14 protein-coding genes are annotated in these 16,388 nt (G+C 44.3%); 5 read left to right on the top strand and 9 right to left on the bottom strand.

What is annotated here, in order from left to right:
* Positions 1 to 4 precede the first annotated feature (4 nt).
* Positions 5 to 1,021 (bottom strand): Gfo/Idh/MocA family protein, encoded by a 1,017-nt coding sequence (locus BLHYD_RS02640; RefSeq protein ID WP_021844271.1) that lies wholly within the window; start codon positions 1,019 to 1,021, stop codon positions 5 to 7.
* Positions 1,022 to 1,339: 318 nt separating this feature from the next.
* On the opposite strand from BLHYD_RS02640, the gene BLHYD_RS02635 reads away from it, so the two are divergent.
* Positions 1,340 to 2,506 carry a helix-turn-helix domain-containing protein gene (locus BLHYD_RS02635; RefSeq protein ID WP_005947395.1) on the top strand — a complete coding sequence of 389 codons (1,167 nt, stop codon included), beginning with the start codon at positions 1,340 to 1,342 and terminating at the stop codon, positions 2,504 to 2,506.
* Positions 2,507 to 2,721: 215 nt separating this feature from the next.
* Here the strand turns inward: BLHYD_RS02635 and BLHYD_RS02630 are convergent, their stop codons facing one another.
* Together BLHYD_RS02630 and BLHYD_RS02625 are read right to left on the bottom strand one after the other, a co-directional pair.
* Positions 2,722 to 3,171 carry an Hsp20/alpha crystallin family protein gene (locus BLHYD_RS02630; protein WP_021844272.1) on the bottom strand — a complete coding sequence of 150 codons (450 nt, stop codon included), beginning with the start codon at positions 3,169 to 3,171 and terminating at the stop codon, positions 2,722 to 2,724.
* Positions 3,172 to 3,356: 185 nt separating this feature from the next.
* Entirely contained in the window at positions 3,357 to 4,061 is a 705-nt protein-coding gene (locus BLHYD_RS02625; protein WP_005947389.1) for a 3'-5' exonuclease, read from the bottom strand.
* Between the two features lie 184 nt (positions 4,062 to 4,245).
* On the opposite strand from BLHYD_RS02625, the gene BLHYD_RS02620 reads away from it, so the two are divergent.
* The 3 genes from BLHYD_RS02620 (at position 4,246) to BLHYD_RS02610 (ending at position 7,567) form a co-directional block, all read left to right on the top strand.
* Complete coding sequence (locus tag BLHYD_RS02620) at positions 4,246 to 5,625, top strand: PhoH family protein (RefSeq protein WP_005947386.1); 1,380 nt, start codon at positions 4,246 to 4,248, stop codon at positions 5,623 to 5,625.
* A gap of 46 nt (positions 5,626 to 5,671) precedes the next feature.
* The gene (locus BLHYD_RS02615) at positions 5,672 to 6,346 is read left to right on the top strand and encodes an HD domain-containing protein (protein ID WP_005947384.1); all 675 of its coding nucleotides are present in this window, start codon (positions 5,672 to 5,674) and stop codon (positions 6,344 to 6,346) included.
* Positions 6,347 to 6,541: 195 nt separating this feature from the next.
* Positions 6,542 to 7,567 carry a branched-chain amino acid aminotransferase gene (locus tag BLHYD_RS02610; protein WP_005947382.1) on the top strand — a complete coding sequence of 342 codons (1,026 nt, stop codon included), beginning with the start codon at positions 6,542 to 6,544 and terminating at the stop codon, positions 7,565 to 7,567.
* Positions 7,568 to 7,696: 129 nt separating this feature from the next.
* Here the strand turns inward: BLHYD_RS02610 and greA are convergent, their stop codons facing one another.
* Positions 7,697 to 8,200, bottom strand: a complete 504-nt coding sequence (greA, locus tag BLHYD_RS02605; protein ID WP_005947380.1) for a transcription elongation factor GreA — start codon at positions 8,198 to 8,200, stop codon at positions 7,697 to 7,699.
* A 509-nt stretch (positions 8,201 to 8,709) separates the two neighbouring features.
* Between greA and BLHYD_RS02600 the strand changes: the two genes are divergently transcribed.
* A complete protein-coding gene (locus BLHYD_RS02600) occupies positions 8,710 to 9,054 on the top strand; it encodes a cupin domain-containing protein (RefSeq protein WP_021844387.1) in 345 nt (114 codons plus the stop codon).
* A 57-nt stretch (positions 9,055 to 9,111) separates the two neighbouring features.
* Here BLHYD_RS02600 and BLHYD_RS02595 read toward each other — a convergent pair whose 3' ends face one another.
* The 5 genes from BLHYD_RS02595 to BLHYD_RS02575 form a co-directional block, all read right to left on the bottom strand.
* On the bottom strand, positions 9,112 to 9,807 hold the full coding sequence (locus tag BLHYD_RS02595; RefSeq protein ID WP_005947376.1) for a DUF1847 domain-containing protein: 696 nt from the start codon (positions 9,805 to 9,807) through the stop codon (positions 9,112 to 9,114).
* A 155-nt stretch (positions 9,808 to 9,962) separates the two neighbouring features.
* Positions 9,963 to 11,201: a D-alanyl-D-alanine carboxypeptidase family protein gene (locus BLHYD_RS02590; RefSeq protein ID WP_005947374.1), complete on the bottom strand. Its 1,239-nt coding sequence runs from the start codon at positions 11,199 to 11,201 to the stop codon at positions 9,963 to 9,965.
* Positions 11,202 to 11,386: 185 nt separating this feature from the next.
* Positions 11,387 to 12,811 (bottom strand): sensor histidine kinase, encoded by a 1,425-nt coding sequence (locus BLHYD_RS02585; protein ID WP_021844386.1) that lies wholly within the window; start codon positions 12,809 to 12,811, stop codon positions 11,387 to 11,389.
* Between the two features lies 1 nt (position 12,812).
* A complete protein-coding gene (locus tag BLHYD_RS02580; protein ID WP_005947371.1) occupies positions 12,813 to 13,484 on the bottom strand; it encodes a response regulator transcription factor in 672 nt (223 codons plus the stop codon).
* A 331-nt stretch (positions 13,485 to 13,815) separates the two neighbouring features.
* Positions 13,816 to 16,341 carry an FAD-dependent oxidoreductase gene (locus BLHYD_RS02575; RefSeq protein ID WP_040350506.1) on the bottom strand — a complete coding sequence of 842 codons (2,526 nt, stop codon included), beginning with the start codon at positions 16,339 to 16,341 and terminating at the stop codon, positions 13,816 to 13,818.
* Positions 16,342 to 16,388 lie beyond the last annotated feature (47 nt).

Here is a 16,388-nt window from a genome sequence, read left to right as displayed (position 1 = left end):
TTTTCTATCTCTCAATAGTCACCGGCATTCCTGTCTTCAAAGACTCAAAACATGCGTCAATAGTCCGCACTGCCTCCACTGCCCGCTCCGTACTCACCGCATAAGGTTCACCGCTCAGGGTATTTTTCACAAAATGACTGATTTCTTCTCTCAGCTTGCCATGTACATGTCCGTAGTATTCCGGCCAGTAGGTGAGCTCTGGATATTCCACTGGAGCCTCTTCTCTGTAAATCGAGAGTCCCTGGTCTTTGACGTCGATGTAGCTAGCTCCTTTCGTTCCGACAACTTCCGCACAGGCCACAAAATCCAGGGATCCCTCTGGCAGCGCCCAGCAAAGCTGAATACAGGCCACGATTCCATTGTCAAAGGTAATCGTGTTAAATACCGTGTCTTTCCCGTTATAAGGCACATTCTTCTTCCCCACCCACTGTGCATACGCCTTCACCGGTCTTGCAGGTTCTGCAAAAGTGAGCATCGCCTCAAAGTCGTGTACTCCCATGTAATGGAACATAGAGATTTTTCCATGTAATCTTTTTACTGTTCCGTTCGTGGACGAACGTTTCAGGTACATGGAAATCACCTCACCTAAGTCTCCTCTCGCGATTGCTTCCGCAGTGTACTGGTATCTCCCGTCCCATTTCAGTACATGTCCTACCATCAGGCGGATTTGGTTCTCTTCAGCCAGCCTAACAATCTCCAGCGCTTCTTCTGTGTTCCTTGCGATGGGCTTCTCCAATAAAATGTGTTTCCCAGCTTTCGCCACAGGACGAACTGCGTCCAAGTGAAAAGTTTCTGACACCGCAATAGAAACCGCATCTAGCTGTTCTTTCGCAAGCATTTCCTCGATATCCTCATAGGCCTTGCAGCTCGTCCTCTGCGCTAGACGTTTTGCTGCCTCCCAGTTTTTGTCACACACCGCCACCAACTCTGCATTTGACAGTTGCCCGATGATATCTGCGTGTTTCTCCCCAAAGTAGCCGCATCCCACAACAGCCATTCTCAACACCCCAGAATTGTTCATAGGTACCCTCTCCTTTCTTTTTCGAATTTCTCTGTTTGGTAATCTAATCTTATTAGAATTCAGATAATTTGTATTTGCATATTTTTAATAGAAACTTGCAGTTATTTACTTATTATTCATTTTAATACCCACATATTTTTGAATATTTTCTCCGTTTTATCCAAATAAACCTTATTTATCTTGTGCACTCTCCACTATATTTGTTTATTTTCACAATTTCTTCCAATATTTTCCGTCTATTGAAACATATATATTTTTTTGTTACAATTTGCATATTTTAACGATTGAATTGCTTTACATCGTGAAAGGCAACCTGACATGATAAAAAATTTAAATCCCCTCACTTTTTCTGAATACGGGTCGGTTTACACGTCCGCTGAATACGCCTGCTTAAAAAAAGAGACTCCCAAAACTATTACATTTACGGAAGCTTCTCCTCTCTTCTACACGGGCGAGTATCAGCTCTATCTGGATGTAGTGGAGTATCCTACCCTCTTAGAAATCATGTACGAACAGGACTGCCTCTCCGCCCAAAACTATGATATCTATCTGTTGGACAAGCCGGTATCTTTGAACTCAAAAGTCTATTTCCGGATCGTCCCCATGCATACCAAATGTACCGTGGAATTTTATCCGGGCCATCTCTCCCTGAATCAATATTTTTATTCCATTTCTTCGCAAAAAGACAGGCATTATGTACTGAACATTCCTAAAATCTACGTCGCTTTCTACCAGGAAAAAGAAAAAGGATTCTATTTTAAAGGGGAACATCACCCCTGTTGGGAATTGACTTATGTAGACACCGGGGAAATGTTCAGCGTCGTGGAAAAACAAAAGTTTCTGCTCCGTCAAGGTGATCTGGCCTTTTACGGGCCAAACCAGCACCACATACAGTACGCCGCAAAAAATTCTTCGGTGAATTTTTTCTCCATCGCCTTTGACATGGAATTAAAAAAACCTAGTCTTTTACAAAACCAGGTTTTCCATATTTCACACGCCCACGCTGCCTTACTAAACAGAATCATCTCCGAGTCCACAGTCTCCCAACTCTACTCTGAGGAGTTGATGATCTGTTACCTAAAAGAATTTTTGATTCTGCTGTTCCGCACCCTGCACAGCCAGTCCCAAACAAAGCCTCCTGACTCCCATTTAAAACAGAATCTTGAAAAAAACATCATCTGCGAGGTATGCAATTACGTAGAAGAAAACATTTTCTCCCCGGTTACAGTCTCTGACATCGCCCACCACGTCAATCTCAGTATGCCGTATCTCTCCGCCCTCTTCCATAAAAAAGAAGGTATCCGCCTAATTGAATACATTAACAACAAAAAACTTGAAAAAAGCAAAGAGATGATTCGAAGTGGCCAGTACACCATCACTCAAATCTCAGAGATGCTAGGCTATTCCTCCATCCACTACTTCTCCAGACTTTTTAAGTCTACCTATAGCATCTCCCCTTCCGAGTATGCCAAAGCGCTGCGCTGATGCCATTTGCTCTCATAGGCAAGAACATCCTGCTCCTCACATGTCTGCCATTGTCATCACAGTCTACTTAACCATTGCACCGCAGCATATCCTTTAACAGAAAAAGGGCTTATGCCGCGGCCACCTGCCGGGTTTATCGCCCAAAAAGCGCCTGACAAGGAAAATTCACTCCCTGTCAGGCGCTTTCTTCATCCTGTTATTCAATTCTGCCGCTATCATCCTTCAATGGCAATATAATTTTTCTTCTCCACTTCTTTTGCATCTTTCTTTGGAACGCTCAGGCGAAGAATTCCGTCTTCAAATTTCGCACGGATATCTTCCTGGTGAACCTGCTCGCCCACATAAAAGCTTCTGCTCATAGCGCCTGCATAACGCTCCCTGCGGATATACTTGCCCTCCTTATCTTTCTCATCCTTATCCAGCCCTTTTGAAGCTGAGATGGTGAGATATCCATTTTCCAATTTTGCGTTTATCTCGTCTTTCTTAAAGCCTGGCAAATCAATATCCACTTCATATCCGCTGTCTGTCTCTTTGACATCCGTTTTCATCATATTCTTTGCGTGCTTTCCATACAATGGGTTTTTCCCACCGAAAAAGTCTCTCTCAAACGGAAAATCCATCCAGTCATCAAATAAGTTCTCTCCAAAAATACTAGGCATCAACATAAGTCATATCTCCTTTCATATAACACATGAGTTTTATATTAGCACTGTCGGAGAAATCCGAGGTGTTGTTTCCGGAACTACCGGAAGATCTTTTTACTCTCTTCCTTTGTTCTATGTGTAATATAACACCTATTATTAGCACTGTCAATAGGCGAGTGCTAATTTCACAAATTATTCACATTTTACTAAAATATTCTTCCATTTAATATCCCATCGATCAGCCTAGACGCCTCATTTTTGGTGATACTATCCGGGTCAAAGGACAGACTTAGCCGTTTCTGCCGAATTAGTTTCGTCAAAAACTCCACCTGACGCTTGCTAGCAGGCAGGATTTTCTTCTGTTTATAGTATAATTCCATCGGCTGAAAAACCGCCGGCTCTTTTTCCTCAAAATAATGTGCCAGTGTCTGATACAGCTTTGCAGTAGCCAAGGCATCATGATAGGCTCTGTGAGCCGCTTTGTTCTCAATCTGATAATAGGCGCAGAGCCGTTCTAAGCTCTTGGATTCCAAATCACCGTGCACCTTTCTGGCAATCTTCAGCGTATCGATTCCCTGGCTGACGAAGTCCAGGCCGACCGCGAGAGCTCCCATCTTCATAAAACTATAGTCAAAAGCGACGTTGTGCCCTATCAAGATATCTTCCCGACAGAAATCCAGAAACTCCGGTATCACCTGCTCCCTGGACTGAGCATTTACCACCATCTCGTTTGTGATTCCCGTCAAGTCTGTAATTGTCTGGGATATTTCTTCCGTGGGCCTGATGAATTTCATAAACCTTTCCACCACTTTACCATTTCGTACTTTCAGTGCCCCAATCTCGATAATCTCGTTTTGTTCCGGGTCCAGACCCGTAGTCTCCACATCAAACGCCACATAAGATTTTAGCATACATTCGCTCCTTTACCTAACGACAAAATTTTCCATAATTTTCTAATCCTATAATAACCACTCGCCTTTCTCTGTGTAAAGAATAATTTTTCCAATAACTTACATTTCTTTTACCCTCACATGGTTTCCCCTTTACATCCAGAGTGTAAACTAAGTACAGAAACTGCACAAAGGAGGAACCAAAATGATAAAAACTTATGTCATAGACACCAGCGTCATCATCCAGTCTCCCGATGCGCTCACACGTTTCCAAGACAACGTCGTAGTCGTTCCCTTCGTCGTCCTTGAAAAGCTGGGCGCTCTGTCAGCAGTCACCAGCGAGCAGGGTATCAATGCCCGAAAGGCAATCCAAATGCTTGAGGCTTTCAGGTTGAGAGGTGATCTTCTCCAAGGGGTAAGCTTGGAAAGCGGTGGTATTCTCCGAGTCGAAAAAAACTATATCGACGTTGCTTTGCCAAAGGAACTTCCCGCAGAAAGTTCCGACAACCGAATCTTAAAGGTGTGCAAAGGATACCAGGAAGTGCCTGACTCCCAGAAACCTGTAATTTTAGTGACAAAAAGTATTACTCTTCGCCTCAAAGCTCAGATGCTGGGGATCCTCGCCGAAGACTACACCGCGGAACAGGTCACCGACTGGGCCAGTCCCTACACGGGACGCATGGAGGTCTACGTGCCCGAAGAGCAGTTCAAAGATTTCAAAAAGAAAGGAATCCCATTGAAGACTGTCTACACAGTCGATGGAAATGGAATCGTTCAAAAGCCTGAATTATTTGAGAATCAATTCGTAATTCTGAGAGCAGACCAATCCGCAAAAAAGACACTGCTGGGTCGGGTGGAAAAAGATAAAATCCTCCCGCTGAAATACAAAAAAATCCGCCCCTACGGTGTAAATCCTCAGAATGTGGGACAGTATTTTTTGCAGGAGGCTCTGATGCAGCCTGCCTCCAAAGCTCCTCTCGTAATTGTAAAGGGGATGGCTGGAACTGCTAAGACCTTTTATTCACTGGCTGTAGGACTGGAAAAACTCATCAACAATCCTTCCGGGGAATACCGAAAGATGATCGTCTGCCGCCCAAACTCCCAGTTTGACTCCGATATCGGTTTTCTCCCAGGAGATGAGCAGGATAAAATTTATCCACTTATGAGACCCATCGTCGACAACCTGGAACAGCTGATCGACTCAAACATCGAAAAACGATATGAGAATGAACAGGAGTTGAACGACAAAATAGAAGAAATTTTTGACCGTGGACTGATACAGACGGAAGCTTTAAACTTTATCCGCGGCCGCTCCATAGTCAAAACTTATCTAATCATAGATGAAGCACAAAATATGACACCAAACCAAATGAAAGGAATTATCACGAGAGCCGGAGAGGGGACAAAAATTATCCTATTAGGCGACCCTGCCCAGATAGACCGCCCATTGCTGGATGAAAAAACCAATGGTCTGTCCTATGCCTCCCAGTACATGAAAGGAAGTCCACTGTGCTGGCAAATTACTTTGACCGCTGAAGAATGTGAGAGGTCTGCCTTAGCCATGGATGCCTTAAAACGCCTCTAATTCTAGATTCCTCAATTCTTCCTTTTCTCGTGAGTAGAAATGAAATATGAAAAATGATCAAACAATCTCCTACAAAGAGATACAAAAAAATGAGGAAATCAATCTCTTAATCACTCAGGGAAACGCTATCCTAGAAATTCTAGGCTATACCGAGCATTCCAAGCACCACGCCTTAAAGGTAGCCAACACTGCCGGAGAAATTTTAAAAGATCTCGGATACAGCAAACACAAAATTGAGCTTGCTAGAATAGCAGGGTATTTGCATGATATTGGCAATAGCATCAATCGAAATGATCATGCACACAGCGGCGCTATTCTGGCCTACGAACTTCTCAAAGGTCTGGGAATGCCTTTAAAAGACGCCATCACAGTAGCCAGTGCAATCGGTCATCACGATGAAGAGACCGGAACTGCTATTGATGAAATAAGCGCTGCTTTGATTCTCGCAGACAAAACGGATGTGCGGCGTAACCGTGTCCGAAATCCTATCATTGCCAACTTTGACTCCCATGACCGAGTCAATTACTCTGTACTATCAGCAAAAATAAAAGTATGCACTGACAAAAAAGTCATTCAGATGGACTTAGAACTAGATGACTCCATCAGCACTGTCATGGATTATTTTGAAATTTTTTTAAAGCGAATGGCCATGTGTCAAAAAGCGGCTCAGGTGTTAGGACTCAAATTCAAGTTAATCGCAAATGGAAGCAAAATGTGCTGAAAGTCCAAGAACTATTTGCACTCTCTGAAAAAAAGTTTTATAATGTGAGAATAGCAGTGGATTGACGTGTTACTTTTTCAGATTAAGACAATACATTTCTTTGTCCCAATTGTCCGCGCACGTCTGTGCTAAATATGATTGAAAAAACTTTATTAAAAATGCCGTGTTTTCTCAAACGGCAGATGGGAGGATATTATGGAGAAAAAAAACATCGACTGGAGTAACCTTGACTTCGCTTACATGCCGACAGACAAACGTTACGTATCCAATTACAAGGACAGCGCTTGGGATGAAGGCACACTCACCGAAGACTCTACAGTACACATCAATGAATGCGCCGGTGTTCTGCAGTACGCTCAGACAGTTTTTGAAGGTCTGAAAGCTTACACCACAGAAGACGGACATATCGTAACTTTCCGTCCCGATTTAAATGCGGAACGTCTGGAGAATTCTGCTCTCCGACTGGAAATTCCTCCATTTCCAAAAGATCGTTTTATTGACGCAGTGACTCAAGTGGTATCTGCCAACGCAGCTTACGTGCCTCCTTATGGTTCCGGTGCCTCCTTATATCTGCGTCCCTATATATTTGGAAGCAACGCTGTAATCGGCGTAAAACCTGCGGATGAATACCAGTTCCGCCTGTTCTGTACTCCTGTAGGCCCTTATTTCAAGGGTGGCGTAAAACCGATTACCATTCGTGTCTGCGATTTTGACCGTGCAGCGCCACATGGAACTGGACACATCAAAGCCGGACTGAACTATGCAATGAGCCTCTATGCAATTATGGATGCTCACCGCCAAGGTTTTGACGAGAACATGTATCTGGACTCTGCTACAAGAACAAAAGTAGAGGAAACCGGCGGAGCAAACTTCCTGTTCGTGACTAAAGATAACAAAGTCGTAACCCCGAAATCTGATACGATTCTGCCATCTATCACCCGCCGTTCTTTGATCTACGTAGCAAAAGAATATCTGGGCCTGGAAGTGGAAGAACGTGAAGTCCTCTTTGAAGAGGTAAAAGATTTTGCAGAGTGCGGTCTTTGCGGTACCGCCGCTGTCATCTCCCCAGTGGGAAAAATTGTAGACCATGGCAAAGAAATCTGCCTGCCAAGTGGAATGAGCGAGATGGGGCCAGTGACTAAAAAACTGTACGAGACACTGACCGGAATTCAGCAGGGTCGGATTCAAGCTCCAGAAGGATGGATTCATGTAATCCAATAATTCTGTTTTCCAAAAAACTTTGCGCATCCGCGCGATAAGCTATTTTCTATCACATAAAAAAGGCTGCCTCACAATTTGGTCAACGAAATCTGCACCGAAAACCAAACTGCACGGCAGCCTTTTTTGTCATCAATATTTCCGAATCTGGTCGCTCCCGTCATCATGGGTATTCTCAATGGATTTAATCACGACATAATAGCTGTAGCTATCGCTGACTTTAATCTCTACCCGATCTCCAGTCTTCTTTCCCATAATCGCTTTTCCGAGCGGAGATTCCGTGCTAATTAACCCCTTCAAAGAATTTCCTCTCACAGATGTCACCACCTTGAACTTCTCCGTCTCATCGTCTTCTTCAAAATACAGCTCCACCGTATTGAACAGGCCCACCTCGTCGTCCTTCGACTCATCAGAAACAATCTCAGAAGTCTTCAGCATTCTTTCTAAATAACGAATTCTGCTCTCATTACGGTTCTTATCTTTTTTCGCCGCATGATACTCAAAATTCTCACTGAGATCCCCATGGGCTCTTGCCTCCTTGACCGCCTCTAGCGCTTCTTTACGAACCACCAGTTTGCGGTACTCAATCTCTTCTTTTATCTTTTCCACGTCATTTTTCGTCAATTGATTACGCATAGTCCTTTATTTTTCGGCACCTGCCTTTCACATGGCGCCATCCTTTCTTCGAAATCATGACCCTCATTATATACCTATGTAACATCCAAAGTCAACGCTCATTGACTTGCACCACATCTACCCGAATGATATAATAATCCGAAAAGATTACTCGTAACCATTCAGCCATGCGACTGATCAGAACAAAAATTCAGAGCAAGCTTGCTTGCAGAGAAGTTTTGCACTGATCAGGCATATGGCGCTTAGCCATAAGCGAGGATTTAGCCGCATACGCGGCGATATAAGCTGCGCAGCAGCGAATCCGAGCTGTTATGGCTGAACTGTTACGATCACTTGTAACAGTTTTCAGCCTTTCGGCTTCACTGTCACAAATGCATGCACACAGACTGCGATTCTCTCCGTCTGGCGCCTGCAATCCTCGGGATCCCGCTGCAAATGCAGCGTGACGCCTCGCGGGACAGTGTCAGGCTGAACTGTTACGATCACTTACCAAGAAGGAGGACTTACCATTGACAAAAGCAACTGAACGCACGACACTCGATGTTCCCTTACAAGCTCCTGGAAAAGGGCATCTGTTAAAAGAAGGATTATTAACTGAAAAGGAACTAGGCCAACACTGCCGCATGTTCTCAAGAGTCACTCTCGAACCAGGAAGCGCTCTGGGCTACCATGAACACCATGGAGAAACCGAGACCTATTACTTGTTGGAAGGAAAAGGAGTCTACAATGACGACGGCTCTCTCATTCCTGTGGAAGCTGGCGATGTGACTTTCTGTGAAGATGGTCACGGCCATGGCGTGGAAAATACTGGGGATACTGACCTAGTATTTATCGCGTTGATTTTAAAAAATTAAAAACTTTCCTCCAAACCGTCCCGACCTGGAAGCGGTTTGGAGGAATCAAGCTTCTCTTTATAATTTTTCTCTGTAATAGCTTTCTGCACAGTACAGTGCTCCCACCGGATTGTGCGCCAACACTCTATCTTTCGTAATTACTGTCGTCACCATAGCCCTTGAATACTTATAAAAAAGTGAATCGTGGCCTACACACAGCCCAACCGCAAGATTAAAATCTGTCTCCTGTTCATTTAACAGTGTCGCTTGAAAAATTGGGTTGCACATAGCCTCAAATTCTCCTGGATGAAGCTTCATCTCCTCCTCAACTCCAGTCTGGGCTTTGTCAACACCTCCCGATTTACACATAACCGCCACAACATGAAAACCATGTCTGCGAAATATTTTCACCAGCACCTTGGCCTCTTCCCTCAGACCTTTACAAAAAGCAATTCCTATCTTTTTATAGTTCATACGTTTACAGAATTCTATGGTCTCCCGGATTCTGGTCCACTGTCCATATCCCATCTTCTCAATTTCAGAAGAAGTCACAAAAAATCGATGATTCTCCGATTTTTGGTACTCCTTTAGAGAATATTCCAAAAGTTCTTTTTTGCGCCCCGGGCAGTTCCCGGGAAGCTTTTTAGGTTTTTCCTCCCAACAGCCGTGAATTCTGCAATCCGCACATGTACTAGCTCCTATCTTCTCTTCCTGCTGTACAGCGTATGTCTTTGACCCCTTATTCTCATCGTGTCCGTGCGATATCATATGCATTTGCTTTCCTCCTCAATTTCTCAACTTCCCCCTGTTCTCTTCAGTACCTTCCCTGAATTTCTGATGTTCTTACTCATTATAAAAATTTTTTACTTTTTTTTCAATTCGCATTTCATCGCAACTTCCGGCAAAATCCGTCTAAAAAGGCCAGGAATCTATCTCCCTGACCTTTCGTAAACCCGTAGCATTTGGTAGTCCTGCTGCCGGCGCATCTGCATCTCTCTTGCCCGCTTTCTTCTCTTGCGCATCAGCATTTCTCTTCTTCTGCGCTCCCTCTCTTTTTTCTTCATATGACTGATAAACAAAAGAATGAGGATGACAAGCACAACGCCCGCTGCCACTGCAAACTTTAAAATCAGCGCCGTGTCCAAAGACTTCTCAGCCGTTTGAGTAACCTGTGATGTCTTCTCTCCGGTATCTGTAGGAGCCGCAGCAGCAGCAATTGCCGCAGCCTGGATCTCCGCCTGTTTCTCCCGTTCTGCCACAACCAACCGTTCGTAGTTATCAAATCCGTAGTTTAATAAATTGTTCGTATCCTCATAGTGCGTCTGTTCACTCTGCATCACCACTGAGACCAGTTGTTTGTCATCCTCCTCGGCATACGTCACTAAGGTATTCCCTGCCATCGTAGTATAGCCGGTCTTTCCTGCCACTAAATCCCATCGGTCATCTTTTTGTTCCTCACCATTTACCAGTCTATGCTCCATGTGCAGAAGATATCCCTCTGTCTGATTTAAAGTCGGCGGAAGCTGATAAGTTTCAGCGGAGCATATTTCCTTCAAAGTGTCATTCTTAAATACTTCACTGGAAATCAACCCCATATCATACGCTGTGGTCTTCTGGGCCTCATCGTTCAGCCCCGAGGGATTTTCGAAATTGCTGTTTTCACAGCCCAGCTCCTCCGCCTTTTGGTTCATCTCGTTGACAAAAGCCTCTAGACTTCCGCTCGTGTGTTCCGCAAGCGCATTAGCTGCTGGATTAGAGGACTCTAAAATCATTGCATAGAGACAGTCTTCCACCGTAAGCTTGTCTCCTGCTTCAAATCCTTGATTGTTTCCGCTACCCGACTCCACTTCATAAACCGCATCGTGAGAAAAAATCACAGTCTCATCCAGCTCACAACGTTCCATCACTACCAAAGCTGTCAAAAGTTTTGTGATACTGGCCGGATAGTGTAATTCTTCTCCGTTCTTCTCATACAAAACTGTCTGTGTTCCCACATCCATTACCAGTCCACATTCCGAAGAAACCTTTACCCTCTGTGAATTCTCTGCCGGCTCGTCCATCTCCCCTTTTGTGGACACCGGCTCCTCCACCTGCGCAAATACTGTCTGCCCCATCAAGCTCACAAACACAGCAAAAGCGACAAGTGCTCTTTTCCATTTTTGTCTCATTTTACTCCCTCACCAGTCATTTCATAATAAGCACGCTTCACAGAGAGACTTTTACTCCTTCCAAAGACTCTCTGTGAAATCAGATCTATATCCATATATAGCATCACACTGTGTAATGTATGTGAAATATTTTCATAATATTTATTTAAAACTTATTTCACACTTATTCTCACTATAAAAAATTGTCAGCCTCCCTTTTTGTCCACGCTACTTGAGGGGATTGACAGATAAAACTCAACTCCGTCTGTCATGTTTTTAGCCCAGGTCCTGCCTCGATGTGCATGGGCCACTTCTTTTGCAATAGCCAAGCCAATCCCACAGCTCGTCCGCTCCCTCGTTCTGGCCTGGTCAGATTTATAGAACACCTCCCAAATTTTCTCCAACTCTGCCTCGTCTATATGACTCCCACTATTATAAACAGAAAAAATCCAATTCTGCCCCTCGTTTCTGGCCGTCAGGCGAATAATACCCGCGTCCCTGCTATGAAAGACAGCATTTTTAATGTAATTGTACACCGCTCTTTGAAGCATTTGATAATCGCCGGCTATATATCCATCAATCTCATCTAAAATCTCCACTGTTCTGGAAAACTCTTCCCAGGTCTGCTGTGCCAATTCTCTCAGAAAAATCCCTGACGAAAATGCTGTGACTTGAACAATATTTTCCCGGTTCTCGTATGCGCACAACTCCAAAATCTCGCGAATCATCTGGTCCATTCTGACACATTCTTTCGCAATTACATCCACATACTTTTGCAATTTCTGCGGTTGACTTTCCGCGATGTATGGCATATGCTCCGTATATCCCTCGATTACAGCAATCGGAGTCTTCAACTCATGGGCAAGACTTCGCAGCATTCCTTTTCGAAATTCCAACTCTTTTTGCAGTTCTTCCATATTGAATTTTAACTGATCTGACATGGAGTTGATCGAAGCTGCCAAAGTCCCCAGCTCGTCTTTGGATTTTACCTGAACGCTCTCCTCAAAATCAAGCTGCGCAATTCTCCGTGTGACCTGATTCATATTCTCCAATGGCCGTACCATTTTACCTGCCAGCCACACAATAATCACACTGCCTGCTGCCAAAGTAACTAAGCTAGAAAGCACATAAAATAAATCCATCAGCATCATATTCTTTTGAATACCCGGGATGGACTTCCTCACAACCACATATCCAAGACTTCCTGCCTTTTCCACCTGTACCAGATATGAAAGATCTTTTCGACCTTTCCGCTCATCTTTCCGAAAATAAACCCCTTCTTTGTCCAGAATATCCCGAATAGCCTTTAATTTTTTCACCAGCTTCTCTTTTACGCTCTTTTCCCGCTCACCTCGTAACTGGGTCGTTGCCAATATCTGATAGTCTTCACCAAAAATACTAATTTTCACATTTTCCTGAAACCCAAGTTCTTCAATATTCTTCTGTAATCCTTCTCGGTCTTCTCTCATCCACCTTTGAATCTGGTCACAGATAGCCTCCATTTTGCGGTGATTTTCCCAGATTAAAAACGGTTCTTTCAGCAGCCCATTCAGCAGCAAAGAAACCAATAGAAAGGCCAGGATTAAACCTACTCCCGTCAACGCATATTTTTTTCTCAAAGAATTAAACAATTTATCCCTCCGAACTCAGAGTATACCCCATTCCTCGAATTGTGCGTATGTAACTGCCGCAGCTTTTCAAGTCCATTCTAAGCATTTTAATGTGAGTGTCAATCGTACGTATGTCCCCCTCATAATCAAATCCCCACACTTTTTCCAAAATTTGGTCCCTTGTCAACACGATATCCCTATTCTGCATCAGATAGACCAACAGCTGATATTCCTTATGTGTCAGGCTGATTTCTTTTCCCCTCACATAAACGCGGCATTTTTTTTCGTCTACCACGACCTCTCCAACCTGTAAATGGCTATCTGACTTATTCCTCACCATCCGCATTAAATTTTCTGCTCTGGCCAGCAACACTTCTGGATGAAAAGGCTTCGCCATATAATCATTTGCCCCACTGCGAAGGCTACTCAGCTCATTCTGCGTATCTCCTAACGCTGTCAGTATCAAAACCGGCACATTGGATTGCAGCCGGATTCTCCTCAGAACTTCCATGCCATCGTATTGAGGCATCATGACATCAAGTATCACCAGTGAGATTTCAGGATTCTGATTAAAAATCTCAACAGCCTCCTGCCCATTTTTAGCCTCTAACACCTCATAATTTTTCTCTTCCAGTATATCTTTTATTAAGTCTCTTAACAAATAATCGTCATCAGCTACCAAGATTTTTTTCATAGCTCTCACACACTTTCTTTTTTCTCATTTCTAATTATAACAAAAGAATGAAAAATATTAAAGTTCTTTTACATTTCTCCAACAAAAGAACAAAGTGAGCAAACCCACTTCCGCTTCCCATCCCCTCAATCTTTGAGATGCAAAGCTCTCTTTGTATGCCGCCACAACACTGCTCTGCGCTGCACTACCTTATTACTGCGTGCGTATCTATAGCGAAGCGTTTAAGTAATTGGAGAGAACTTTCGCGCATTAGCGTGACCACGTCTTTGCTATTACATAAAAAGACCTGTGCCGGTCTCCGGCACAGGTCTCGCAGATAAAAGTTATTTTATTATCTCATCACTTTCTGATAAGGAGCATGTTCTTCCAACGCTTGAGACAATTCTGCCATTTTGCTCACATCCCCGATCAGAATTACTCCACACAGACGATTGTTCAGAAAATACAGCTTCTGATACTGCTTCTTAGCCATATCTTTATACTCCACAGTTTTATAGACCAAATTGGAATTCTTGCCATTGTCCCCCGCTGCATACAAGGCCGTATTCATACCATGAAAATTCAAAGCTGCTGGAACTGGATTGTAGCTCAGATCATCTCCCGCCGCATTTGCACCGGCCACCTTGCCCTGTTCAGAGGCTTCAGGCCAGATCGCATAGTTGATACCTTGGTATTCTGCACAGTCTCCACAGGCATAGATTCCCGAAATATTAGTCTCCATTTTATCATTCACCAGGACGGCTCGGTCTGTCTGAATCCCAGTTTTCTGGGCAATTCCTACATTTGCTCTTACACCACAGGATACAATTACTAGATCCGCAGGCAGTACCTTTTGATCTCCCAGACACACTCCGGTAACTTTATCGTCCCCTTGAATTTCTACAATCTGGACACCAGTCAAAATCTCAATTCCCTGGCTCTCACTGGCTAACCTGAGCATCTCGCTGGCAGGTTCATCCAGCTGCCGTCCCATAAGCTGCGGGGACAGCTCCAGCACCGTCACCTTACACTTTGCCTTTCTCAGCTCCCAAGCTGCTTCCAGCCCCAAAACGCCGCCGCCAATCACGACCACATTCTTTACTCCCGGCAAAAGGGCTGCGATCTTCTGTGTATCGCTCAGTCTTCGGATGGCCACCACCTGCTTCTTATCCGTTCCAGGAATAGGCGGAATGAAACACTCAGAGCCCAACGCATAGATCAGCTTACTGTATCTGAGCCTGGTGCCGTCTTCCAATTCCACCTCCTGACTCTGTGTGTCAATAGCGATAACTTCTCTTCCGAGAACCTGAATGATATTATTCTCTTCATACCACTGCTGGTTCTCGATGGCGATCTGATCAGCCTGCAGATCGGCCATAATTGATTTCGTCAGCATGGGACGATTGTAAGCAGAGTAAGGTTCATTGGAAATCATCAAGATAGAACCTGTACGGTCCCTCTCTCTGATCGCCTTAGCTGCCTGAAAACCTGCCGCTCCGTTTCCCAAAATCACATAAAAATCCTTCGTATCTCTGTGATAGGCCGTCTCCTCTGCCTCAACCGGCACAAAATGTTCTCTGCCTGCACCGCACACCGGACAGACCTCTACCGACGAGTCAAAAATCTCCCCACAGATCACGCATTTTACCAGGGTTTTTCTGGCCGATCTTTTCTTAGGATTTTCTTTATTTTGAAGTGTGCAGCCAAACTGATAGCCATATTCATACGCATCTACCAGATCGGCCTCACTCGGTTTAAACCGCACTCTAAGTCCATCAACAACCTTCATACGAAGCTGTTTTAGCCTCTCAATGATATGGGGAACTCCCTCTCCACTCCAGCCGTAGCTGCCAAAAGCACTGGCCAGCTTTCCGCCGTGGGTCCCGGCAAAAATAGACGTCACGAGCTCCCAGATAGGTTTCAGAGCCTCTCCCACAATCGTCGGCGTTCCAAAGAGTATTCCGTCAGCAAATCCCAACTCTTCCAGGACTTTCTCCTGATCTGCCTCTACCATATCATAGCAACGCACATCTACATCTCCACTGTCTCGAATTCCCTTTGCAATTTCCTGAGCAAGCATTCCCGTGTATCCATAGGCAGTTACATACGGGACGATAACCGTTTTTCTCGGATTCGGATTGACAACGGTACACCACTCTCGATAAGTCTGTATGATAAAATCAATCTTTGTATCCAGAACTGGCCCATGTCCTGTACAGATCATGGAGATATCCAACTCCTGAATACGATCCAATGCTTTTTTCATATAGGCTTTAAAAGGCCCGATGATATTATCAAAATAATATTTCGTCGCCCTCATGTAGCCTTCTTGGTCTGTCACCTTGCTCATCAATGTCTCACAGCCATAATGAGAACCAAAAGAGTCGCAAGTCACTAAAATCTGTTCTTCCTCGATATACGTATACATGGTATCCGGCCAATGAAGGTTCGGCACAATCAAAAACCGCAGGGTCTTATCCCCGATCTGCATTCTTTGTCCGTCTTTTACAGGTATCGCTGTAAACTCTCCGTTCACGATTTCCTTTAAGAACCCAACCGCACAACCGGTCGCAATAATCTTCAGTCCCGGATTCAGCTCCAACAGACGCTCTACACTACCCGCATGGTCTGGCTCTGTATGATTGACTACCAGATAGTCAATCTTCGTCACTTCAGTGATCTCTTCCAATTTTTCCAGATAATCATCAAAAAACTTCTCCTTCGCGGTTTCAAAGAGAATTGTCTTATCCCCCGCTTTCATCACATACGAGTTGTATGTAGTACCAAACTCCGTATACATGATGATGTCAAATACTCGCAAATCCTTGTCCACAATCCCAGTCCAATAAAAATTATCTCTCAGTTTCAAAGACTTCATAATTGCCTCCATTCTTCTCTCAGTATCCGCCGAAGATTTCAAGGTCC

Origin of the sequence: Blautia hydrogenotrophica DSM 10507 (assembly GCF_034356035.1) — a bacterium.
In the GTDB taxonomy this organism is placed as follows: domain Bacteria; phylum Bacillota; class Clostridia; order Lachnospirales; family Lachnospiraceae; genus Blautia_A; species Blautia_A hydrogenotrophica.
The sequence above is the reverse complement of the archived record's forward strand: the minus strand, read 5'-3'. Positions and strand labels throughout refer to the sequence as shown.